Annotated in this window: 22 protein-coding genes; 9 read left to right on the plus strand and 13 right to left on the minus strand. The window is 70.3% G+C overall.

The features are described from left to right. The first annotated feature begins 12 nt into the window (after positions 1–12). Both ACWGDB_RS26125 and ACWGDB_RS26130 read left to right on the plus strand, forming a co-directional pair. Positions 13–387, plus strand: a complete 375-nt coding sequence (locus tag ACWGDB_RS26125; RefSeq protein WP_328423388.1) for a F0F1 ATP synthase subunit epsilon — start codon at positions 13–15, stop codon at positions 385–387. Positions 388–550: 163 nt separating this feature from the next. Further along, positions 551–997, plus strand: a complete 447-nt coding sequence (locus ACWGDB_RS26130) for a DUF2550 domain-containing protein (protein WP_062709764.1) — start codon at positions 551–553, stop codon at positions 995–997. A gap of 70 nt (positions 998–1,067) precedes the next feature. Here the strand turns inward: ACWGDB_RS26130 and ACWGDB_RS26135 are convergent, their stop codons facing one another. From ACWGDB_RS26135 to ACWGDB_RS26145, 3 genes are all read right to left on the minus strand, one after another. Continuing rightward, positions 1,068–2,888, minus strand: coding sequence for a glycosyl hydrolase family 18 protein (locus ACWGDB_RS26135; RefSeq protein WP_453824634.1), 1,821 nt, complete (start codon positions 2,886–2,888; stop codon positions 1,068–1,070). 124 nt (positions 2,889–3,012) lie between these two features. Then, on the minus strand, positions 3,013–3,654 hold the full coding sequence (locus ACWGDB_RS26140; RefSeq protein WP_453824635.1) for a response regulator: 642 nt from the start codon (positions 3,652–3,654) through the stop codon (positions 3,013–3,015). Next, positions 3,651–4,901, minus strand: coding sequence for a sensor histidine kinase (locus ACWGDB_RS26145; protein ID WP_453824636.1), 1,251 nt, complete (start codon positions 4,899–4,901; stop codon positions 3,651–3,653). Before ACWGDB_RS26145 ends, ACWGDB_RS26140 begins: the two co-directional genes overlap by 4 nt. A gap of 89 nt (positions 4,902–4,990) precedes the next feature. Here ACWGDB_RS26145 and ACWGDB_RS26150 point away from each other — a divergent pair, with 89 nt between their 5' ends. Continuing rightward, entirely contained in the window at positions 4,991–5,575 is a 585-nt protein-coding gene (locus ACWGDB_RS26150) for a hypothetical protein (RefSeq protein ID WP_453824637.1), read from the plus strand. A 4-nt stretch (positions 5,576–5,579) separates the two neighbouring features. Here ACWGDB_RS26150 and ACWGDB_RS26155 read toward each other — a convergent pair whose 3' ends face one another. From ACWGDB_RS26155 to ACWGDB_RS26165, 3 genes are read right to left on the minus strand one after another with little or no spacing between them, the layout of a single operon-like run. Further along, positions 5,580–6,152 carry a cob(I)yrinic acid a,c-diamide adenosyltransferase gene (locus tag ACWGDB_RS26155; protein WP_453824638.1) on the minus strand — a complete coding sequence of 191 codons (573 nt, stop codon included), beginning with the start codon at positions 6,150–6,152 and terminating at the stop codon, positions 5,580–5,582. A 13-nt stretch (positions 6,153–6,165) separates the two neighbouring features. After that, a complete protein-coding gene (locus ACWGDB_RS26160; RefSeq protein ID WP_453824639.1) occupies positions 6,166–6,915 on the minus strand; it encodes an ABC transporter permease in 750 nt (249 codons plus the stop codon). Positions 6,916–6,945: 30 nt separating this feature from the next. Continuing rightward, complete coding sequence (locus ACWGDB_RS26165) at positions 6,946–7,728, minus strand: ABC transporter ATP-binding protein (protein ID WP_453824640.1); 783 nt, start codon at positions 7,726–7,728, stop codon at positions 6,946–6,948. A gap of 79 nt (positions 7,729–7,807) precedes the next feature. Between ACWGDB_RS26165 and ACWGDB_RS26170 the strand changes: the two genes are divergently transcribed. The 4 genes from ACWGDB_RS26170 (at position 7,808) to ACWGDB_RS26185 (ending at position 12,804) form a co-directional block, all read left to right on the plus strand. After that, complete coding sequence (locus ACWGDB_RS26170) at positions 7,808–8,446, plus strand: TetR/AcrR family transcriptional regulator (RefSeq protein WP_453824641.1); 639 nt, start codon at positions 7,808–7,810, stop codon at positions 8,444–8,446. Between the two features lie 139 nt (positions 8,447–8,585). Further along, a complete protein-coding gene (locus ACWGDB_RS26175; protein ID WP_453824642.1) occupies positions 8,586–9,434 on the plus strand; it encodes a 3-hydroxyacyl-CoA dehydrogenase family protein in 849 nt (282 codons plus the stop codon). Between the two features lie 207 nt (positions 9,435–9,641). Next, complete coding sequence (locus ACWGDB_RS26180; protein ID WP_062717671.1) at positions 9,642–9,965, plus strand: STAS domain-containing protein; 324 nt, start codon at positions 9,642–9,644, stop codon at positions 9,963–9,965. Between the two features lie 259 nt (positions 9,966–10,224). Then, on the plus strand, positions 10,225–12,804 hold the full coding sequence (locus ACWGDB_RS26185) for an ATP-binding protein (RefSeq protein ID WP_453824643.1): 2,580 nt from the start codon (positions 10,225–10,227) through the stop codon (positions 12,802–12,804). Between the two features lie 79 nt (positions 12,805–12,883). Here ACWGDB_RS26185 and nucS read toward each other — a convergent pair whose 3' ends face one another. Further along, complete coding sequence (gene nucS / locus ACWGDB_RS26190) at positions 12,884–13,555, minus strand: endonuclease NucS (RefSeq protein ID WP_369273432.1); 672 nt, start codon at positions 13,553–13,555, stop codon at positions 12,884–12,886. A gap of 265 nt (positions 13,556–13,820) precedes the next feature. Between nucS and ACWGDB_RS26195 the strand changes: the two genes are divergently transcribed. Beyond that, the gene (locus tag ACWGDB_RS26195; protein ID WP_328879279.1) at positions 13,821–14,213 is read left to right on the plus strand and encodes an SCO5389 family protein; all 393 of its coding nucleotides are present in this window, start codon (positions 13,821–13,823) and stop codon (positions 14,211–14,213) included. Positions 14,214–14,315: 102 nt separating this feature from the next. On the opposite strand, the gene ACWGDB_RS26200 is transcribed toward ACWGDB_RS26195, so the two are convergent. Beyond that, positions 14,316–15,344, minus strand: a complete 1,029-nt coding sequence (locus ACWGDB_RS26200; RefSeq protein WP_453824644.1) for an LLM class flavin-dependent oxidoreductase — start codon at positions 15,342–15,344, stop codon at positions 14,316–14,318. A 223-nt stretch (positions 15,345–15,567) separates the two neighbouring features. On the opposite strand from ACWGDB_RS26200, the gene ACWGDB_RS26205 reads away from it, so the two are divergent. Continuing rightward, the gene (locus tag ACWGDB_RS26205; RefSeq protein ID WP_453824645.1) at positions 15,568–15,900 is read left to right on the plus strand and encodes an ATP/GTP-binding protein; all 333 of its coding nucleotides are present in this window, start codon (positions 15,568–15,570) and stop codon (positions 15,898–15,900) included. Positions 15,901–15,907: 7 nt separating this feature from the next. Here ACWGDB_RS26205 and ACWGDB_RS26210 read toward each other — a convergent pair whose 3' ends face one another. From ACWGDB_RS26210 to ACWGDB_RS26230, 5 genes are all read right to left on the minus strand, one after another. After that, entirely contained in the window at positions 15,908–16,777 is an 870-nt protein-coding gene (locus ACWGDB_RS26210; RefSeq protein WP_453824646.1) for an ABC transporter permease subunit, read from the minus strand. Continuing rightward, a complete protein-coding gene (locus ACWGDB_RS26215) occupies positions 16,774–18,090 on the minus strand; it encodes an ABC transporter ATP-binding protein (RefSeq protein ID WP_453824647.1) in 1,317 nt (438 codons plus the stop codon). The genes ACWGDB_RS26210 and ACWGDB_RS26215 overlap by 4 nt, the downstream gene beginning before the upstream one ends. A gap of 121 nt (positions 18,091–18,211) precedes the next feature. Then, on the minus strand, positions 18,212–18,982 hold the full coding sequence (locus ACWGDB_RS26220) for an ABC transporter permease (protein WP_453824648.1): 771 nt from the start codon (positions 18,980–18,982) through the stop codon (positions 18,212–18,214). Between the two features lie 2 nt (positions 18,983–18,984). Then, complete coding sequence (locus ACWGDB_RS26225; protein WP_453824649.1) at positions 18,985–19,947, minus strand: ABC transporter ATP-binding protein; 963 nt, start codon at positions 19,945–19,947, stop codon at positions 18,985–18,987. Positions 19,948–20,033: 86 nt separating this feature from the next. Further along, positions 20,034–20,969 carry a coiled-coil domain-containing protein gene (locus tag ACWGDB_RS26230; protein ID WP_328879272.1) on the minus strand — a complete coding sequence of 312 codons (936 nt, stop codon included), beginning with the start codon at positions 20,967–20,969 and terminating at the stop codon, positions 20,034–20,036. Positions 20,970–20,999: the final 30 nt, after the last annotated feature.

A 20,999-nucleotide genomic window follows, 5' to 3' on the forward strand; every position in this document is an offset into this window, starting at 1 on the left:
CGAGGAGCCACCTTGGCTGCTGAGCTGCACGTCGCGCTGGTCGCCGCCGACCGTGAGGTCTGGTCGGGCCAGGCCACCCTGGTCGTCGCGCGTACCACGTCCGGCGACATCGGCGTCATGCCCGGTCACCAGCCGCTGCTCGGTGTGCTGGAGTCGGGCCCGGTGACCATCCGTACGAGTGAAGGTGGAACCGTCATCGCCGCGGTGCACGGCGGTTTCGTCTCCTTCGCTGACGACAAGCTGTCGCTGCTGGCCGAGATCGCCGAGCTGTCGGACGAGATCGATGTCCAGCGCGCGGAGCGGGCGCTGGAGCGCGCGCAGTCCGACGACGATGCCTCCGCCGAGCGCCGCGCGGAGGTCCGTCTGCGGGCGGCGACGGCGCGCTGACCCCTGGAGGTACCTCCCGGGCCCTTTAGGCTCTGGAGGGAGCGCACGCGAAGACGTCACTCAGCCGCGGCTGGGACCGGAGCAATCCGGTGCCGGTCGCGGCTGAGGCAGATATGGAAGTTTTTTCCGTTCCGTTACCTAGGAGACGAGGAGGTCGGTGTCGATGGTCCTCGCTCTGACTGTGTGCGGAATCGTCGTCGCCCTCGTGGTGCTGGGGTTGTTCGTCTTCGGCCTGCGCCGAAGGCTCATCCAGCGCTCGGGCGGCACTTTCGACTGTTCCCTGCGCTGGGACGTGCCGGAGAAACCCGATACCAGCGGCAAGGGCTGGAGCTACGGCGTCGCCCGCTACAACGGCGACCGTATCGAGTGGTACCGCGTCTTCTCCTACGCCTACCGCCCGCGCCGCATCCTGGAGCGTTCCGCCATCGAGGTGGCCGGCCGCCGGGTACCCGACGGCGAGGAGGAACTGGCGCTGCTCTCCGACGCGGTGATCCTCACCTGTCTCCATCGGGGCACCCGCCTCGAACTCGCCATGAGCGAAGACGCGCTGACCGGATTTCTCGCGTGGCTGGAAGCAGCCCCGCCCGGACAGCGAGTGAATGTGGCGTAGCCACATTCACTCGCTGGGTGGGGGTCCCCCCGGACGAAGTCTGGGGGAGCGTCAATGTTGCTTAATGGGCTTACTTCAGCCCGCTGTTGATGGCGGTCACCAGCTCACCGTTGCTGGTGTCGCCGCTGAACTCCCAGAAGAACGCGCCGCCGAGGCCCTGGTTCTTGGCCCAGGTCATCTTTCCGGCGATGGTCGACGGGGTGTCGTAGGACCACCAGTTGTTGCCGCAGTGCGCGTAGGCCGTGCCTGCGATGGTGCCGGTCGACGGGCACGAGTTCTTGAGGACCTTGTAGTCCTCGATGCCCGCCTCGTAGGTACCGGGGGCCGCGCCGGTCGCCGAGCCGCCGGGGGCGGACTGGGTGACGCCGGTCCAGCCGCGGCCGTAGAAGCCGATGCCGAGGAGCAGCTTGGCGGACGGTACGCCCTTCGACTTCAGCTTGGCGATCGCGTCGGCGGAGTTGAAGCCCGCCTGCGGGATGCCGGCGTACGAGGTCAGCGGCGAGTGCGGGGCGGTCGGACCGTCCGCGTCGAAGGCGCCGAAGTAGTCGTACGTCATCACGTTGTACCAGTCGAGGTACTGGGCGGCACCGCCGTAGTCGGCCGCGTCGATCTTGCCGCCGTTGGAGCCGTCGGCGGTGATGGCAGCGGTGACCAGGTAGTTGGAGCCGAACTCGGTGCGCAGGGCGGACATCAGGTTCTTGAACGCGGCAGGTCCTGAGGTGTCGCAGGTCAGGCCGCAGGCGTTCGGGTACTCCCAGTCGATGTCGATGCCGTCGAAGACGTCGGCCCAGCGCGGGTCCTCCACGACGGCCTTGCAGGACTTGGCGAACGCCGCCGCGTTGGCCGCCGCCTGGCCGAAGCCGCCGGAGTAGGTCCAGCCGCCGAACGAGTACAGCACCTTGATGTGCGGGTACTTGGCCTTCAGCTGGCGCAGCTGGTTGAAGTTGCCGCGCAGCGGCTGGTCCCAGGTGTCCGCGGCGCCACTGACGGACTGGTCGGCGGTGTAGGCCTTGTCGTAGGCGGCGTAGGTGTCGTCGACGGTGCACTGACCGTTCTTGACGTTGCCGAAGGCGTAGTTGATGTGGGTGATCTTCGAGGCGGAGCCCGAGGTCACCAGGTTCTTGACGTGGTAGTTGCGGCCGTAGACGCCCCACTCGGTGAAGTACCCGAGGTTGATCTTCGCGCCGGGGTTCGGGTCGGTGCCGCCGCCGGTGGTGCGCACCGCGCGGGCGCCGCTGGCCGGACCGGTCTGGTCGGCGGTGTCGCGGGCCTGGACGGTGTAGGAGTAGTCGGTGCCGGCGGTCAGACCGCTGTCGGTGTACGACGTGGCCGTCACCGTGGCGACCTTGGTGCCGTCGCGCAGGACGTCGTAGTTCTTGATGCCCTTGTCGTCGGTGGCGGCCGACCAGCTCAGCTTCACCGAAGTGTTGGTGATGTCGGAGGCACCGGGCGTGCCGGGAGCGGACGGTGGGTTGTCGCCGGGGACGCTGCCGCCGTCACAACTGCCGCCGTTGAGCTTGCAGTTGGCGGGAGAGCCGGCGCCGCTGCCGTTGAAGCCGAAGGTGACGGAGGCGCCGGGGGCGAGGGAACCGTTCCAGGACTTGTTCTTGGCGGTCCAGTGGGTGCCGGAGGAGGTGACGTCGGCGTCCCAGGCGGAGGTGACGGACGTGCCGGAGGGGAAGTCCCACTCGACGGTCCAGGAGCTGAGGGCGGTCGTGCCGGTGTTCTTCACCGTCCACTTGCCCTCGAAGCCGGAGCCCCAGTCCTGGGTCTTGGCGTAGGTGGCGGTGGCGGACGTGGCTGCTTCGGCCGGGCTCGCGAGGCCGACCAGACCGGCCAGCGGGAGCAGCAGGGTCGCGAACCCTGCCACGGCTCTGTGTCTGAAGCGCATGCTGCGCCTCCTTGATGGGGAGTCACGGGGCGCGACTGAGCCTCACGCCCACTCATGGTGCGGTGAGAATAGAAAGGTCTGGACCACCGGTCAATAGGTCTGGACCAGTTCCGAGGCGTAAACCTCAGATCCCCAACTCCTGCGCCAATACGGCCGCTTGGACCCGACTGCGCAGCTCCAGTTTCCCCAGCAATCGGCTGACATGTGTCTTTACGGTCGCCTCTGCCATGTCGAGCCGGGACGCGATGTCGGCGTTCGACAGACCCTCGCCCAGGCAGGACAGCACCTCGCGTTCGCGCCGGGTGAGGCTGTCCAGGACGGACAGGTCGGCCGTCGGCTCGCGCACGGGCTTCGCGGCGAACTCGGCGATCAGGCGCCGGGTGACGGCCGGGGCGATGAGGCCCTCGCCGCGCGCCACCGTGCGTACCGCCTCCAGCAGGTCCTTGGCGTCGGTGTTCTTGAGCAGGAACCCGGACGCGCCCGCCCGCAGCGCCCCGAACACGTACTCGTCGAGGTCGAAGGTGGTCAGCACGAGCACGTCGGCCAGCCGCTCGGCGACTACCTGCCGGGTGGCCGACACCCCGTCCAGGCGCGGCATCTGTACGTCCATCAGCACCAGGTCGGGCCGCAGTTCACGGGCCAGGGCCACCGCCTGCTCACCGTCCGCCGCCTCGCCGACCACCTCGATGTCGGGCGCGCTGCGCAGGATGAGGACCAGGCCGGCGCGGACGGCGGACTGGTCCTCGGCGACGAGCACGCGGATCATGCGGGGTCTCCTTCGACCGTGTCGGTGACGGGGAGGGCGGCGCGTACGGCCCAGACCTTGCCGTCAGGCGAGTCCTCGGGGCCGGCCTCGAAGGTGCCGTCCAGCAGCGCGACGCGTTCGCGCATGCCGACCAGACCGGCACCGGAGCCGGGGGCGCGCGGACCGTCACGGTCGCCGTACGGGCTGGTCACCGTCACGGTGAGCGAGCCGCCCCACCGGGCGAGGGACACGGTGACCCGGCCCGGGCCGGCGTGCTTGAGGGCGTTGGTCAGCGATTCCTGCACGAGGCGGTAGGCGGCGAGTTCGACGGGGGTGGGGACGGTGCCGGGGTCCGCGTCGAGGTCGACGTCGAGGCCGTTGGTGCGGGCGCCCTCGACCAGTGCGTCCAGCCCGTCGAGCGTGGGGGCGGCGACCGGCTCGGTGTCGCCACTGGAGTCGCGCAGGATGCCGATGAGCCGCCGCATCTCGGCGAGGCCCTCGACGCTGTTCTCGCGGATGACCGTCAGGGCGTCCCGGGAGGTCTTCGGATCGTCGAGGGAGAGCGCGGCCGTGGAGTGGATGGCGATGGCGGAGAGGTGGTTGGCGACCATGTCGTGCAACTCGCGTGCCATGCGCGAGCGTTCCGAGGTCACGGCCTGCGCGCGGTCCATCTCGGCGAGCAGCGCGGTCTGTTCGGCGCGCAGCCGGGCGGCCTCGGCGGCGTCACGGTGGTTGCGCACGATCCAGCCCGTGGCGGCGGGGCCGTAGGCCACGACTCCGACGACCACGCCGATCAGCAGCGCCTCCGGTTCGCGCCACACTGCGAACGGCACCAGTGTCGCGGTCACCGTGAGCAGGCCGGTGATCCACTGGATGCGCCGGGCCGAGGCGAGCGGGCCGTACAGCACGGCCGCGTAGACGATGTCGGTGAACATCAGGACCGTGGCCAGATTGCCCTGCGTCACGACGTCCGCGCAGATCGCGACCGTGCCGGTCAGCAGGGCTGCGCGCGGGGCCGCCCGGCGCAGCAGCTCGCAGCAGGACATGACAGCGAGCGGCACCAGGATGGGCCAGGGGCCGTCGAAGAGCGTGATCGGGTCGTCGGCGGGCCGGGTGCCCAGGCCGATGCCCACCAGCAGCAGGCCGCCGAGCAGCCCGCCGACCGCGATGTACACGTCGAAGCGGCGGGGGCGGGGGAGGAGCATGGCTCCATCCAACACGGTGTGCGAGTTCCGCGCCTGATTCCCGGGAAGGGTCCTGGACTGCATCTTTCGATGTACCGCGAGTTCGTCAGTGGCGACGACGAAAGCGGCCGGTCCCGACGGGAGCCTGGAAGGGTGACCGAAGGGAGCAAGTTGTGATCGTCGCCCTCATCATCGCCTGCGAGGTCGGCTTCTGGGTGCTGCTGGCCCTGGGACTCGCCGTCCGCTACCTGCTGAAGTGGCGCCGTACGAGCGTGGTGCTGCTGCTGTGCGAGCCGGTGCTGGAGCTGGTCCTGTTCGTCGCCACGGCGATCGACCTGAAGAACGGCGCCGAGCCGGGCTGGGAGCACGGCCTGGCCGCGATCTACATCGGCTACACCGTGGCGTACGGCCACTACACGATCCGCTGGCTGGACGGCCACGCCGCCCACCGCTTCGGCGGCGCCCCGCGCCCGCCCAAGCCTGCGCAGTACGGCATGGCACGGGCCCGGCACGAGGGACGCCTGTGGCTGCGGACGTTGCTCGCGGCGGCGGTGGCCTGTGCGCTCCTCCAGGGCGCCGTCTGGTACGTCGGGGACGGCGACACCTCGTCCCTGCGGTCCTTCCAGTGGGTGGCACTGCGCGCCGCCGGCATCCACGGCCTGGTCGCGCTGGCCTACCTGATCTGGCCCAAGCAGCCCAAGGGTGAGACGGCGTCGGCCGAGCAGTTCGCCGCGCCGAAGGAGAAGGCCCGCCGGTGAACGCCTAGCGTTCCCCGCCCGGCACCCACAGCACGTCCCCGACCTCCTTGTTCGCCGTCCTCGCGAGGATGAACAGGAGGTCGGACAGGCGGTTCAGATAGGTCGCCGTCAGCGGGTTCATCACCTCGCCGTGGACCTCCAGCGCCGCCCACGTCGAGCGCTCGGCCCGGCGTACGACCGTGCAGGCCTGGTGCAGCAGGGCCGCGCCCGGTGTGCCGCCCGGCAGGATGAAGGACCGCAGCTTCTCCAGCTGCTCGTTGAAGTGGTCGCAGTCGGCTTCCAGCTTGTCGATGTAGAACTGCTCGACCCGCAGGGGTGGGAACTCGGGGTTCTCGACCACCGGCGTCGACAGGTCCGCGCCCACGTCGAACAGGTCGTTCTGCACGCGGGTGAGGACCTTGACGACCTCCTCGTCGAGCCCGCCCAGCGCGATGGCGGTGCCGAGCACCGCATTGGCCTCGTTGGCGTCGGCGTAGGCCGAGATCCGCAGATCGGTCTTGGTGACCCGGCTCATGTCGCCGAGGGCTGTGGTGCCCTGGTCGCCGGTCCTGGTGTAGATGCGCGTCAGATTGACCATGTGGCCAGCGTAGTTACGCTCCGGCGGTTCGGAACACGCGTGTGCCGACCGTCACGGCCAGTCCGGCGAAGGCGATGGCGACCAGGACGCCGTACAGCATGGGCGTTGTCGCGTACGAGCCCACGTACGCGTCGCGCACGGCGTCCACCAGATAGCGGAACGGCACGAAGTGCGACAACACGTCCAGCCACGTCGGCCCCAGTGTCATCGGCAGCATCAGGCCCGACAGCAGCATCATCGGCATCGTCATGGCGTTGATCGCCGGGCCGAACTCCTGCGGGGTGCGGACCTTCATGGCGAGCGCGTACGACAGCGAGGCGAGCGACACCGTCAGCAGCCCGACGAACGCGAAGCCGATCAGCACGCCGGGCAGGGGTGCTCGCAGGCCCATCACCAGCGCCGCGAGCACCAGCAGCACCGCCTGGAAGACGAACACCGTGGCATCGCGCAGCACCCGGCCCAGCAGCAGCGCGAGTCGGCTGACGGGCGTCACCCGCATCCGCTCCACCACCCCCTGGCCCTTCTCGATGATGATCGAGAAACCGGCGAACGAGGCCCCGAACAGGCCCAGTTGAAGCAGCAGCCCCGGGACGAGGACCTGCCACGAACTGCCCTCCCCGCCCAGCGGCAGATCCGTCAGCAGCGGGCCGAAGAACAGCAGGTACAGCAGCGGCATCAGCACGCCGAAGAGCAGGGCGAAGCGGGAGCGCAGGGACTGACGGAGATAGCGGCCGTAGATGAGGGCCGTGTCGTGCAGCAGCATCAGAGGGGTCCTAAGGGGTACTGAGGGGTCCTATACGGCTACGGGGGCGGCGTCGGCCGGGGCGGGACCGCGGCCGGTGATGGCGAGGAACGTGTCCTGGAGGCTTGCGTCGATCGAGCCGCCGTACTCCAGCTTCAGCGCGGTCGGCGTGCCCTCGGCCACGACCACGCCCCGGTCGACGACGACCAGGCGGTCGGAGAGGGCGTCGGCCTCGTCGAGGTAGTGGGTCGTCAGGAACACGGTGGTGCCGTGCTCGTCGCGCAGGCGCCGGATCAGGTCCCACAGGTCGGCGCGGCTGCCGGGGTCGAGCCCGGTCGTCGGCTCGTCGAGGAACAGGACCTTCGGGCGGTGCGTGAGCGCCAGCGCGATGTCGAGGCGTCGGCGCTGGCCGCCGGAGAGGGCGCCGGCCTTGCGGTCGAGGAGGTCGGCCAGGCCCAGATCGCGGGCCAACTCCTCGGCGCGCTCACCCGCCTGCGCCTTCGTCAGGCGGTAGAGCCGGCCCTGGGTGACGAGCTCCTCCCGCACGCTGATCTGCGGGTCGACCCCGCCCGACTGGGCCACGTAACCGCACGCCCGCCGCACTCCGGCGGGGTCGGTCGCGAGATCGCAGCCCGCCACGGTGGCCGCGCCTCCGGTGGGCGCCAGCAGGGTCGTCAGCATCCGCAGGGTCGTCGTCTTGCCGGCCCCGTTCGGTCCCAGGAAGCCGAGGATCTCGCCCTCGCGCACGGTCAGGTCGATGCCGCGCACGGCCTCCACCGGGCCGAGCTTGGTCTGGAAGGTACGGGCCAGTCCGGCCGTACTGATGATTGGCATGGCCCCAGAAAAACAGACTCTCTTAAAGTTTGCAATGACCCCAAAGTTTTAGCGACCCCATCGAAGTTAGGATGGGGGCATGGCTGAAGGGCTCAGGGAGCGGAAGAAGCGCGAGACGAGGCAGCGGATCTCGGACATCGCCACCGGGCTGTTCCTGGAGCACGGCTTTGTGACCGTGACCATCGCGGAGGTGGCGGAGGCCGCCGACGTCTCCGTGAACACCGTCTACAACTACTTCCCGGCGAAGGAGGACCTCTTCTTCGACCGCTCCGCCGGTGTCGTCGATCAGCTCTCGCGCTGGGTCCGCGGCCGGGAGGACGGGGAGTCGGCCGTCCGGGCCGTGTTGCGCGAACTGCGCGCCGAGGTCGAGGCGGTCTCGCCCCGGGTCGGCCTCCTCGAGGGCTACGACCGCTTCATGCGCTGCATCCAGGAGGCGCCGCCGCTGCGCTCCCGGCTGTGGAGCATGCAGCAGGAGATCCACGACCACCTGGCGTCGACCCTGCGCGAGGAGACCGGCGCGGACGCCGCCGACCCGTTGCCGGGGCTGATCGCCGGTCAGATCGCCTGGATCCACCAGGCGGTGTTCGTCCGCATCGGGCAGGAGATGGCCGCCGGGCGCAATCCGGGCAAAGTGTCACGAGAGACGCTGGTCCTTCTCGACGACATCGAGGAGCTGTTGGGCGAGAAGGTGCTCAACTACGCCGTCCGTGGCGCGTAATGGCCCGTGCCGGTGTGATGTCCGTCAAGTGAGACGTGACTCGCGTTACTAACCGGTCACACAGTCCCTCACGAGCGCTAAGGTCCGCCGAAGAGCAACCTAAACAGGGTGTAAGGCGTTTCAAAGGGGAGTCGCAACAGTGGCACGGAAGCTTGCCGTCATCGGCGCCGGCTTGATGGGTTCCGGGATCGCTCAGGTCTCCGCTCAGGCGGGCTGGGACGTGGTCCTGCGTGACGTCACCGACGAGGCGTTGAAGCGCGGCACCGACGGCATCAAGGCGTCGTACGACAAGTTCGTCAGCAAGGGCAAGCTCGAGGCGCACGACGCCGACGCCGCCCTGGCCCGTATCACCGCGACCACCGACCTGGACGCCGCCGCCGACGCGGACGTCGTCGTCGAGGCCGTCTTCGAGAAGCTCGAAGTCAAGCACGAGATCTTCCGCGCCCTCGACAAGGTCGTGCGCGAGGACACCGTGCTCGCCTCCAACACCTCCGCCATCCCGATCACCAAGATCGCGGCCGCCACCGAGCGCCCCGAGCGGGTCGTGGGTGTGCACTTCTTCTCGCCCGTCCCGATGATGCAGCTGTGCGAGCTGGTCCGCGGTTACAAGACGAGTGACGAAACCCTCGCCACCGCGCGTGAGTTCGCCGAGTCCGTCGGCAAGACCTGCATCGTCGTCAACCGGGACGTCGCCGGCTTCGTGACGACCCGCCTCATCTCCGCGCTCGTCGTCGAGGCCGCCAAGCTCTACGAGTCGGGCGTCGCCACCGCCGAGGACATCGACCTCGCCTGCAAGCTGGGCTTCGGTCACGCCATGGGGCCCCTCGCCACGGCCGACCTCACCGGCGTCGACATCCTGCTGCACGCCACCAGCAACATCTACACCGAGTCCCAGGACGAGAAGTTCGCCCCGCCGGAGCTGATGCGCCGGATGGTGGACGCGGGTGACATCGGACGCAAGAGCGGGCAAGGCTTTTACAGCTACTGAGGTTTCGTAGACCACCGCACAGCCCCCCGGCGCGTCACGCGATGGGGTGAATTCGGTATCGGTTCGCTTACAGACGGCAACCTCTGACCGCTCAACGCAGTCAGAGGTTGCATCACCGGCCACATCGAAGACTCATAGCCAACACAGACACAGGCACATACGCAGACAACACATCGCGGAGCACGAACGCACGCTTGGGGAGCGCATATGCACATCAGGGGCGACCACGCCGAACTGGTCGTCGGGGGCGTCCTCGACGTCCGCAGCGCGGCGGACGCCCGTACGGTCCTGCACTCGGCCGTCGATGACGGAGTCGGCGATCTGGTGCTCGACCTGTCCGAGCTGGTCTCCTGGGACGCCACCGGACTCGGGGTGATCATGGGGGCCCACCGGCGGGCCGGCCGCTGCGGCCGGCGCCTGGTGCTGCGCGGCGTACCGCCGCAGATGCAGCGCCTGCTGGTGGCCACCCGGCTGCACCGGATCCTGGCGATCGAGGGCGGCATCGGGGTGGAGTCCCTGCCTCGGGTGTGACACCCGGCACGGGTGGGGCGGGACAGACGGACGTTCCGGTTGCGAATCGTACGTCGCGAACAATTCTCACGAGACTGTGATGTCTCGGGCGGCGCGGTACCCCGAGCTGTCGTAGATACTGTGCGAAGGTTTAGGGTTCGGCTGCCCGCTGCCTAGACAAACCCCTTCGAGCGGGCCCGGACCAGAAGCGACAGCGCGGTGTGCAAAGGCCGGGAGGGGCCGCAAACGCACACGAGACGCTTTTGGGGGGCTTGAACCGATGGACCCGAACACCCGGGGACCCGAGGAGTACGGCCATGACGGCGACGGCCAGTCGTCCCGCCAGCGCCCGCCCAGGGATCCCCTCACACCCGACTTCGGACAGCACTCGCCCGCACTGGCCCGCACGGTGCAGCTGGTCTCGGGCGACTTCCTGCTCACCGTCAACCCCGTCGACGGCAGCGAGATCGAGGCCTGCCCGCCGGCGGAGCGGCCCTCGCGGCCCGAGAAGCTGACCCCGGCCGAACGCGCCGAGGTCGACCGCGCCGCCAGACCGCCCGTGCCGCCCGGCCCGACCCGTCCCGCCCAACCGCTCCTGGCCCGCCAGGACGAGCGCGAACAGCTGGTACGGATGCTGGCCCGCGGCCGCTCCGTACGTCTGGTCGGCTCGCCGGGCGCCGGCCGCACCAGCCTCCTCGACCTCGTCGCCGAGGACTGCGCGGACCTCGCCCCCGACGGCGTGGTCCGCCTCACCGGCTACCGCCGCACGCCCGCCGATCTGCTGTACGAGCTCTTCTACTCCGTCTACGGCGCACCCCTGCACCGTCCGGATCAGGACGAACTGCTCGGCTTTGTGCGTGAGATCGGCGCGGTCGTCGTCCTGGACGACATCGAGTTCGGCGGCGCCGCGCTCGACGAGCTGCTGGACGCGACCCCCGAGTGCGCGTTCCTGATCGGCGCAACGCCCGACGTCCCCGCGCCCTCCACCGAGTCCGGCATCGAGGAGGTCGCCCTCGGCGGTCTCGAGCGTGCCGACAGCGTGGAGCTGCTGGAGCGCCAGGTCGGCCGGGTCCTCACCGAGGACGAGGCGAACTGGGCGGGCGACCTGTGGTTCGAGTCGGAGGGCCTGCCGCTGCGGTTCGTCCAGGCCGGAGCCCTGCTGCGGCAGCGGGACCGGCTGCGGGCCGGCGCGGACGCGGTCGACGAGTACGGCGTCTTCGAGGACGCGCCGCCGGTCGACGCCCCCTTCGACACGCCTGTCGACGGGCCGTTCGGCACCGAGAGCGGCGGCGTGGAGACACCCCTGCCGTCGCTCGGCGAGGCGGCAGGACCCGCTCCGCTGCTCGCCTCACGGCTCAGCGCCTCGGCCCGCGCCACTCTGAAGTTCGCCGTCGCGCTCGGCGGCGAGGTGCCGCACCAGGCGCATCTTCCGGCGCTGGTCGGCGACACCCACGCGGACGCCGCCCTCGGCGAGCTGGCCGACTGCGGGCTGGTCACGCCGGTCGGCTCCCGCTACCGCCTCGCCGCCGGCGTACAGGCCCAGCTGGAGGCCGCCGGATACACCGAGGACGTCCGGGAGGGCGCCCTCGCCGCCGCGCGGCACTACGCCTGGTGGGCCGGGCACCCCTCGGTCACACCGGAGCGGGTCGCCGCCGAGGCGGACGCCGTGCTCGCCGCCCTCGCAGTGCTCGTACCGGGCACCACACCGCCCGCCGAGGGCGAGGAGAGCCCGACCGTGGAGCTGGCCCGCACGGCGGCGCCCGCGTTCGCGGCGGGGCTGTACTGGAGTGCCTGGGAGCGGGCCCTGCGGGCCGGCGCCGAGGCCGCGCGCCTGGCCGGTGACGTGACCGAACAGGCCTATTTCCACCACGAGCTGGGCATCCTCGCGCTCTGCGGCGGCCAGCTGGACCGGGCCCGCGCCGAGCTGGAGACCTCCATCGGCCTGCGCGGCGCCCTCGCCGACAAGCGCGGCACGGTCGCGGGCCGCCGCGCCCTCGCCCTGGTCTCGGACCGCTCCGGTACGACGCCGGGAGTGGCCGCGTTCGGCGCGACGGCGGGGGAGGAGGTGCCGGACGCGCGATACGAGGAGTCGCAGTCGCCGCCCGGCGGCGTACCGGCCGCTTTCCTGCCCGCCGGTGACGCCACGACGCTGGTCACGCACCGGGCCTCGTCCGTGTCCCCGTCGTCCCCGGCCTCGCACAAGGGCCGCGGCGGTGTCCGGGGGTTCGCGCGTCGCAACCTCGTCGCGGCCGGCGCGGGCGCACTGCTCGTGGCCGTGCTCGGCACGGTGGTGACGCTCGGCGCCACGTCCGACAACGACCCCGACGGCCCGGCCACCCAGGTCGGCCCCAACCCGTCCGCCAGCCAGGGCGTCGGCGACGACAGCCTCGGCGCCGACAAGGCGGAGGGCGACGACGGGGAGGGCTCCGGCGACACGGGCACGCCCACCAGCCGCCCGACCGACCCGGGCCCCGACGGGACCTACGGCACCTCGGACGACCCGACACCGACCGACGGTGAGACGGATCCGTCGGACGACCCGAGCGGGACGCAGGGGCCGGGCGGCGGTCCGTCGAACTCGCCGAAGCCGCCGTCGTCGACGTCGAAGCCGCCGACCTCGCCCAAGCCGCCCACCGAGACGGAGACCGAGGACCCGACGGACCCGCCGACCGAGGAGCCGACCGACCCGCCGACCGAGACGCCGACGGACCCGCCGACCTCGCCGACGGACACCCCGACCAGCTCGACGTCGGCCAGCGGCCCGGCCTCCTCCAGCCCGGCGGAGACCACCAGTTCGGCATCCGCTCCCCAGAGCACGGACGAGGGCTCGCCCAGCAGCGGCTCCGACTCCCTGATCTGACGCCCGCTTCCGGACAAGAGGGCCGGGTCCATCCTCAGGACCCGGCCCTCTTCGTCGTACAACTGCCGAGAACGGCGCGTCAGAACAAGCGCAGCTTGTCGTCCTCGATGCCCCGCATCGCGTCGTAGTCCAGCACCTGGCAGCCGATGCCGCGGTCCGTCGCCAGGACCCGGGCCTGCGGCTTGATCTCCTGGGCCGCGAAGATGCCGCGGACCGGCGCGAGGTGGGGATCGCGGTTCAACAGCTCCAGATAGCGCGTGAGTTGCTCCACGCCGTCGATCTCGCCGCGTCGCTTGATCTCCACCGCGACCGTCCGGCCCTCGGCGTCCCGGCACAGGATGTCGACCGGGCCGATGGCGGTCATGTACTCGCGGCGGATGAGCGTGTAGCCCTCGCCGAGGGTCTCGATGCGGTCGGCGAGGAGCTCCTGGAGGTGCGCTTCCACGCCGTCCTTGATCAGGCCGGGGTCCACGCCGAGTTCGTGCGAGGAGTCGTGGAGGACTTCCTCCATCGTGATGATCAGCTTCTCGCCCGCTTTGTTGATGACCGTCCAGACGTCCTTCTGCTCGCCGTCACCCTCCTTCAGGGTGCAGGGCGGCGACATCCAGTTCAGGGGCTTGTAGGCCCGGTCGTCCGCGTGGATCGAGACGCTGCCGTCCGCCTTGACCAGGATCAGACGGGGCGCCGAGGGCAGGTGGGCGGTGAGCCGGCCCGCGTAGTCGACGGAGCATCGGGCAATGACGAGACGCATGGTCCGCAACGCTACTCGACGGGCCGGTGTCGACGCGATTCGCCCTGGGAGAGTCCGTAAGACCCCGGACTGCCCCTGTTCATTTCTGGCCGATTGTGCGCCTAACGAGGACCGCCCATGTACGCATTCTCCTGGTGCCGTCACCGTCCGTTGCCTACCGTATTAAACGGGAGGTCGCGAGGCGTGTACGCAGAGTGTTCGATATCGCGAACTCCCCTATCTGTCCGGCAACCCCCGCTGCTGCGGGGGTGCGAGAGGAGAACCCATGTCGCTCGACGTCTCACCGGCCCTACTCGAACAGGCCGAGCGAGGCGAGGTCGACGAAGCCGCCTTCGTCGACTGCGTCCGGACCTCCCTGCCCTATGCGTGGGAGATGATCAGCTCCCTGGTGGCCCAGCTGAAGGTCGACGGCGGCTCGTTCGCCGACAACCAGACGCCCCCGCCGGACGAGCAGGCACGTGGCCAGCTGCTGCGTGCGCTTGCGAGTGACGCGATACGCGGCGCGCTGCAGCGGCACTTCGGGGTGCGACTGGCCTTCCAGAACTGCCACCGGGTGGCGGTGTTCCCGCTTGACTCCTCGGTCGACGAGACGCTGACCCGCTTCACCTCGGTCCGCAGTCAGGTGATGAACCAGTCGCCGGAATTCAGGGACTGCTGACGCAGTAGCCGCTTGCTTGCCGCTCCGTACGCGGGAGGTGCGATCAGTACTGGGGCGGCAAGCCCTCTGACGGACCGGGACGTTGACTCGCGACCGGGCGATTCAGCCGAGGTGGGGGAGGACTTCGGCGCCCAGCCGCCGTACGTTCTCCTCGGTCGCCGCCAGGTCGCCCGAGCCCTCGACCAGCAGGGCGAAGCGGGAGATCCCGGTCCGCTCGCTGGTCGCCGCCAGGCGGTCGGCGCACAGGCGCGGGGTGCCCACCGGGTGCAGTCCGCAGAGCAGTTCGGTGTACGCCAGCGGGTCACGCATCGCGCGATGACGGCCGTCCACCGTCACATGGGCCTCCAGGCCCTGCCGCAGCCAGCCCGGCATCGCCTTCGTCAGCGCCTCGACCGCGTCCGTGCGCCGGTCCGCGATCTGGCAGACGCCGGCCGACACATGGGCCGCGCCCCGGATCTCGTCGGCGGGCCGCCCGGCCGCACGCGCACACTCCCGCCACAGGGCGACCATCTCGGCCTTCTCCTCGTCGCCCACATGCATCCCGAGCAGCATCGGCAGCCCGCGCTCGGCCGCGAGACGCACACTGTGCGGTGACGTACACGCGACGACGACCTCGGGCCCCGTGGCATCCGTGAGGCACTCCGACGGCCTGGGTACGACGGGAACCTCGCGAAAGCTGAACTGCTCGCCGGCGGCCGCGACCGACGGTTCGCGCAGCCAGCGCAGCAGCAGGTCGAGTGATTCGGGGAACCCCTCCTCGTACGCCTGCAGACCCGAGCCGAACACCTCCAGGTCGACCCAGGGGCCGCCGCGCCCCACGCCCAGCGAGAACCGCCCGCCGGAGGCGATGTGCAGCAGCGCGGCCTGTTCGCCGAGGGCCACCGGGTGCGCGGTGGGCAGTACGCTGACCGCCGTGCCGACCCGCAACCGCCGGGTACGGCCGAGCAGCAAAGCGGCCAGCGTGATCGCGGACGGACAGGTGCCGTACGGCACGAAGTGGTGCTCGGCCAGCCAGACCGTGTCGAGCCCCGCTTCCTCGGCGACCTCGGCGGAGCGGACCGCGCGGTGCAGCGCCTCCCCGTCGCCCTGTCCCGGGAACCGGGCCGCCAACACGAAACTACCTACGTGCATTGCCTTTTCCTGCTTCCTTGGCTCCGACGCGGAGCTCCCCCACCCGGCATAACCGTCTGACACGTGCCGAGGACACGGCTTGACGAAGAGATTTGCGGATTGTCTGCAGAATGCTTCGTCGGAGCGAGGGACTTGTGGGGGTTGGTGCCGTACGACTACCCCTGACCGCGCCGCGTAGGCTGGACACGGTTCCCGCATCCTGTATAGCCCCGTGAGGTGTTCCGTGTCCCCGCGTCGCAACCGACCCAAGGGAGTCGGCTCGTCCGGAAGCAGCGCCGAGGACGACCGTTCCGGCCGTTACGGCGGCTGGCAGTCCACGGAGAACTGGCAGGGCGAGGAGTGGAACGTGCGGCATGTGGCGGGCGCCAGCGCGCAGGGCAAGGCGTACCGCTGCCCGGGCTGCGACCAGCTGATCCCGGACGGCGTCCCGCATGTCGTCGCCTGGCCGGACCATGGCGGCGTCGACGACCGCCGGCACTGGCACAAGGCGTGCTGGAACGCGAAGGACCGCCGCACCACGCGGGTGCAGCGGTCCCGGAACGCGCCGAAATTCTGAGCCGGAGCTACACGTCCCGCTTCTCCAGCAGCGCGTAGGCGCCGGCGAACGCGACCGCCGTCACGGCGAGCATGATCCACAGCGGGTCCCAGCCGGACGGGCCGGTGTCGGTGAGGGACTGGGCGTAGAAGACGCTCAGCTGGTTCGGGATGGAGTACTCGAAGAGGGCCTGCTGAAGGTCCTGCAGGGACTCCGAGAACATGAACAGCGCGAGCACCAGCGGCGCCAGCACGACACCGATCATGATCGTGATCGCGCCCGCGGAGTGGCGGATGATCGAGCCGACGACCAGGGAGAGCAGCCCGAGCAGCGCGATGTAGAGCGAGATGCCGACCGTGCCCTTCAGCCACTCCTGGGTGCTGGGCTCGCGCGCGTCCAGCATGGCCACGTCGGCGAGGGCGACGAGCACGGCCGACGCCAGCGTCACCACGAAAGCGACCGCGAAGAACACGATCGACTTCGCCAGCAGCACCCGGCCGCGGGTCGGGCAGGCGGTCATCGTGGTCCGGATCATGCCGGTGCCGTACTCCGAGGCGGTGGTCAGCACGCCGAGCGTGATGATGCAGATACTGCCGAGCAGCAGCCCGAAGAAGCCGAAGGCCAGCGGGTTCTCGCCGCTCACGCTGCCGTCGGCGGAGTTGGCGGCGACCAGAGCGGCGGCGGCCAGCCCGATGCCGATGACGAGCACCACGAAAACGCCGAGCGTCCACATCGTGGAGCGCACCGACCGGATCTTCGTCCACTCGGAGGCGAGCGCGTGCCCGAGGTGCGTGCGCACGACGGGGATCGGCGAGGTGTAGGTGGGGTACGACGAGCCGGGCGCCGCCTGCCAGTTCGGTGCGGCGGTCTGCGGCATCGGGGGCTGGGGCGTGCTCATCGGGCGTCCTCGGGCGTGGTCGGGGCGGCGGGTGCAGGGGCGGCGGGGGCGACAGGCGGCTGAGCGGGCGCCTGCTGGGGCGCGGGCGCGGCGAAGGCCTGCGGGGCGGCGGGCTGGGCCGGAGGCGGTCCCTGGGGCGCCTGGGGCGCCTGCTGGGCGTACGGGTTGGCCGTACCGGCGCCAGGGTCGGTGCCGGGCGCCGCGGGAGCGCCGTAGGGACCGGCGGGCGCATGGCCCGGCGCGCCCGGCATCGGCTGACCCTGCGGCGCGGCGAACGGCTGCCCGCCCTGCTCGGGCGGCGGCGGGGCGTACCAGCCGGGCTGGCCATGGCCCGGAACCGGCATCGGCGGCTGCGCGCCAGGCGCCAGCGGCTGCTGGAGCCCGGTCTTCTGGTCGACGGTCGAGCGGTAGTCGACGGCGCCCTGCGTCATCCGCATGTACGCCTCCTCCAGCGAGGCCTGGTGCGGAGACAGCTCCCACAGCCGTACGTCGGTGTCGTGCGCGATGTCGCTGATGCGGGGGAGCGGCAGCCCGGTCACCCGGAGCGCGCCGTCCTGCTCGGGCAGCACGTGCCCGCCCGCCTCGGTGAGCGCGCCGGCCAGCTTCTCGCGCAGCTGCGGCTCGGTGTCGGGCGTACGGACCCGGGCGAAGCCGGCGGAGTTCGCCGCGATGAAGTCCTTGACGCCCATGTCGGCCAGCAGCTGTCCGCGCCCGATGACGATCAGGTGGTCGGCGGTCAGCGCCATCTCGCTCATCAGGTGCGAGGAGACGAAGACGGTGCGGCCCTCGGCGGCCAGCGACTTCATCAGGTTCCGCACCCAGAGGATGCCCTCGGGGTCGAGACCGTTGACCGGCTCGTCGAACAGCAGCACCTGGGGGTCGCCGAGCAGCGCGGCGGCGATGCCGAGGCGCTGGCCCATACCGAGCGAGAAGCCGTTGGAGCGACGCTTGGCCACGTCCTGGAGGCCGACCACGCCGAGTACCTCGTCCACGCGCCGGGGCGGGATGCCGGACAGCTGGGCGAGCGACAGCAGATGGTTGCGGGCGGCCCGGCCGCCGTGCACCGCCTTGGCGTCCAGCAGCGCGCCGACCTGGCGGGGGGCGTTGGGCAGCCTGCGGTACGGGTAGCCGCCGATCGTGACGTGCCCCGCCGTCGGATTGTCCAGGCCGAGGATCATCCGCATCGTCGTCGACTTGCCCGAGCCGTTGGGGCCCAGGAAGCCGGTGACGGCTCCGGGCCGCACTTGGAAGGACAGGTTGTACACAGCGGTCTTGTCGCCGTAGCGCTTGGTCAGGCCGACTGCCTCGATCATGCTCCGCACCCATCGAAAGGTTCAGGACAGCGGGGCACACGCCCCCCGTAAGGGTTAGGAGGATACCGAGGCGCTGACGGTTCCACTCAAGAGCAAGTAAAACCTCGTGCCAACCGTGACCCTACGCGTCCCGTTTCTTCAGCGTGATGTAACCGCCCACGAGCGCCGCGATCACCCACAGCAGCATGATCCCGAGCCCGCCCCAGGGGCCGTACGGCTTGTCGTCGTCGATCGGGGTGACCACCTGCATGATCCTGCTTCCGGCCTGGTCAGGCAGGTACTGGCCGACCTTCTCGGTGGCCGAGACATTGCCGAGGATGTTGGAGACCAGGAAGAAGAACGGCATCAGGATGCCCAGCGACAGCATCGGTGAGCGCAGCATCGCGGCGACGCCCATCGAGAACATCGCGATGAGCGTCATGTAGAGCCCGCCGCCGATCACCGCGCGCAGCACGCCCGGGTCACCGATCTCCGCCCGGTGCTCGCCCAGCATCGCCTGCCCCAGGAAGAAGGTGACGAAGCTGGTGGCCAGGCCGACGACCAGCGCGAGGCCGGTCGCCACCGCGATCTTGCTGGCCAGAAAGGTCCCACGCCGGGGCACCGCGGCCAGCGAGGTGCGGATCATGCCGGTGCTGTACTCGTTCGAGACGACGAGCACACCGAACACGATCAGTGCGAGCTGACCGAGTGTCATCCCCGCGAAGCTGATGAAGGTCGGATCGAAGGAGAGCCTGTCCCGCTCGCTCATGTTGTCGAACTCACTGTTCGACAGGCCCGAGATCAGCATCCCGAGGGCGATGGTGACGACCACCGCGAGGGACAGCGTCCACACGGTGGAGGCCACGGACCGGATCTTGGTCCACTCGGAGCGGACGACCTGCGTGGCTGCCATGCTCAGCTCCTCCTCCAGTCGTCGCCCCACTGCGGCCCCGGCTCGGGCGGCAGCGGCGCGCCGGTGTGCGCGTGGTACTCCACCGACTCCGCGGTGAGCTGCATGAACGCCTCTTCCAGGGAGGCCTGCTGCGGGCTCAGCTCGTGCAGCACGATCCCGTGCCGCGCCGCCAGCTCGCCGATCTGCTCGGCCTTGCTGCCGTCCACTTCGAGCGTGCCGTCACCCGTCTGCACGGCCGTGATCCCGGCCGTGGGCAGGACGTCGAGCAGCCGCTCCCGCTGCGGGGTGCGGATCCGGACGTACGACCGTGAGTTGCGCTCGATGAAGTCGGCCATGGACGTGTCGGCCAGCAGCCGCCCCTGACCGATGACGACGAGGTGGTCCGCGGTCAGCGCCATCTCGCTCATCAGGTGACTGGAGACGAACACCGTCCGCCCCTGGGCGGCCAGGGACTTCATCAGGTTCCGGATCCAGTGGATGCCCTCGGGGTCGAGCCCGTTGACCGGCTCGTCGAACATCAGGATCCGCGGATCGCCGAGCAGCGCGCCCGCGATACCGAGCCGCTGCCCCATACCCATGGAGAAGCCCTTGGTCTTCTTGCGCGCGACCGCCGTCAGCCCGACCGTGTCCAGCACCTCGCGCACCCGGCTCCTCGGGATGCCGTTGCTCTGGGCGAGGCACAGCAGGTGGTTGTGGGCGCTGCGCCCGCCGTGCCAGGCCTTGGCCTCTAGCAGCGCGCCGATGTACGTCAGCGGGTCCTTGAGCTGGTCGTAGCGCTTGCCGTCGATCCGGACGCCGCCGGCGGTGGGGTAGTCGAGGCCGAGGATCATCCGCATGGTCGTGGACTTCCCGGCGCCGTTGGGGCCGAGGAACCCGGTGACGATGCCGGGTCTGACGGTGAAGGTGAGGTTGTTGACCGCCACCTTGTCGCCGTACCGCTTCGTCAGCCCCTCGAGCTCGATCATGCCGACCACGCTAAAACGCCGTAAAGCCCCCTGCCACCCGAGTGGCAAGGGGCTTCACAGATGTTCAGACGACGTACGCCGAACGGTTACCGGGTCTGCTGCGCCGGAACACCGCGGGAGATCGGCTCGTCCTCGGCCGGGGTGCCGGCGGCGGCCACCGCGGCGCCCGTGAGGGTCGCCAGCATCTCGCGGACGTTCGTCAGCTGAGCGTTGATGCTGTCGCGGCGGTTGGTGAGAGCCGCGAGCTCGCGCTCGGATTCCGAACGGATCCGGTCGGCCTTGGCGTTCGCGTCGGCCACGATGTCCTCGGCCTGACGCTGAGCCGTCTCCACCGTCTGGCGGGCCCGGCGCTCGGCGTCCGTGCGCAGCTTCTCGGCCTCCAGGCGCAGCTGCTCCGCGCGGTGCTCGATCTCCGCGAGGCGCTTCTCCGCCTTCTGCTGACGGGACGCCAGGTCGCGCTCGGACTGCTCGCGGCGCTTGGCGAGGTTCGTCTCGAAGTCGGCGGCGGCCTGCGCGGCCTTGGCGCGGGTCTCCTCGAAGAGGGCGTCGGCCTCCTCGCGCTTGGACTGCGCGTCCTTCTGGGCCTCGGCACGCAGCTGCGAGGCGTCACTCTTGGCCTTCTCGACGATGCGGACGCCCTCGTCCTCCGCCTTGGACTTGCGCTCGGCAGCGAACGATTCTGCGTCGTTGCGGACCTGCTGGGCCGCCGACTCGGCGAGCTCGCGGTGCTGCTCGGCGGCGCGGCGTGCCTCCTCGCGCAGATCCTTGGCCTCTTCCTCGGCGAGGCGGAGGATCTTCTCGACACGCGCGCCGAGGCCGGCGTACGACGGCTCGGCGTCGGTTACCTGGGCCTGGGCGTTCTGCGTCTCGAGGTGGAGCTCCTCGATGCGCTTTTCCAGAGCGGTGATGCGGGCCAGAGCGCTGTCGCGGTCGGAGACGAGCTTCGAGATGCGTTCGTCCACCTGCGCGCGGTCGTACCCACGCCGCACAAGCTCGAAGCCGTAGGGGGAAGTGTCGCTCATGGGGTTCCTGTCGAATGAGACCGGTGAGGT

This window comes from Streptomyces sp. NPDC055013, from assembly GCF_053608645.1.

What these genes read in the sequence shown, in the direction of transcription:
- ACWGDB_RS26130 (WP_062709764.1), top strand. Translation starts at nt 551, where the DNA reads ATGGTCCTCGCTCTGACTGTGTGCGGAATCGTCGTCGCCCTCGTGGTG.
- ACWGDB_RS26135 (WP_453824634.1), bottom strand. Translation starts at nt 2,888, where the DNA reads ATGCGCTTCAGACACAGAGCCGTGGCAGGGTTCGCGACCCTGCTGCTC.
- ACWGDB_RS26140 (WP_453824635.1), bottom strand. Translation starts at nt 3,654, where the DNA reads ATGATCCGCGTGCTCGTCGCCGAGGACCAGTCCGCCGTCCGCGCCGGC.
- ACWGDB_RS26145 (WP_453824636.1), bottom strand. Translation starts at nt 4,901, where the DNA reads ATGCAGTCCAGGACCCTTCCCGGGAATCAGGCGCGGAACTCGCACACC.
- ACWGDB_RS26155 (WP_453824638.1), bottom strand. Translation starts at nt 6,152, where the DNA reads ATGGTCAATCTGACGCGCATCTACACCAGGACCGGCGACCAGGGCACC.
- ACWGDB_RS26160 (WP_453824639.1), bottom strand. Translation starts at nt 6,915, where the DNA reads ATGCTGCTGCACGACACGGCCCTCATCTACGGCCGCTATCTCCGTCAG.
- ACWGDB_RS26165 (WP_453824640.1), bottom strand. Translation starts at nt 7,728, where the DNA reads ATGCCAATCATCAGTACGGCCGGACTGGCCCGTACCTTCCAGACCAAG.
- ACWGDB_RS26170 (WP_453824641.1), top strand. Translation starts at nt 7,808, where the DNA reads ATGGCTGAAGGGCTCAGGGAGCGGAAGAAGCGCGAGACGAGGCAGCGG.
- ACWGDB_RS26180 (WP_062717671.1), top strand. Translation starts at nt 9,642, where the DNA reads ATGCACATCAGGGGCGACCACGCCGAACTGGTCGTCGGGGGCGTCCTC.
- ACWGDB_RS26185 (WP_453824643.1), top strand. Translation starts at nt 10,225, where the DNA reads ATGGACCCGAACACCCGGGGACCCGAGGAGTACGGCCATGACGGCGAC.
- nucS (WP_369273432.1), bottom strand. Translation starts at nt 13,555, where the DNA reads ATGCGTCTCGTCATTGCCCGATGCTCCGTCGACTACGCGGGCCGGCTC.
- ACWGDB_RS26195 (WP_328879279.1), top strand. Translation starts at nt 13,821, where the DNA reads ATGTCGCTCGACGTCTCACCGGCCCTACTCGAACAGGCCGAGCGAGGC.
- ACWGDB_RS26200 (WP_453824644.1), bottom strand. Translation starts at nt 15,344, where the DNA reads ATGCACGTAGGTAGTTTCGTGTTGGCGGCCCGGTTCCCGGGACAGGGC.
- ACWGDB_RS26210 (WP_453824646.1), bottom strand. Translation starts at nt 16,777, where the DNA reads ATGAGCACGCCCCAGCCCCCGATGCCGCAGACCGCCGCACCGAACTGG.
- ACWGDB_RS26215 (WP_453824647.1), bottom strand. Translation starts at nt 18,090, where the DNA reads ATGATCGAGGCAGTCGGCCTGACCAAGCGCTACGGCGACAAGACCGCT.
- ACWGDB_RS26220 (WP_453824648.1), bottom strand. Translation starts at nt 18,982, where the DNA reads ATGGCAGCCACGCAGGTCGTCCGCTCCGAGTGGACCAAGATCCGGTCC.
- ACWGDB_RS26225 (WP_453824649.1), bottom strand. Translation starts at nt 19,947, where the DNA reads ATGATCGAGCTCGAGGGGCTGACGAAGCGGTACGGCGACAAGGTGGCG.
- ACWGDB_RS26230 (WP_328879272.1), bottom strand. Translation starts at nt 20,969, where the DNA reads ATGAGCGACACTTCCCCCTACGGCTTCGAGCTTGTGCGGCGTGGGTAC.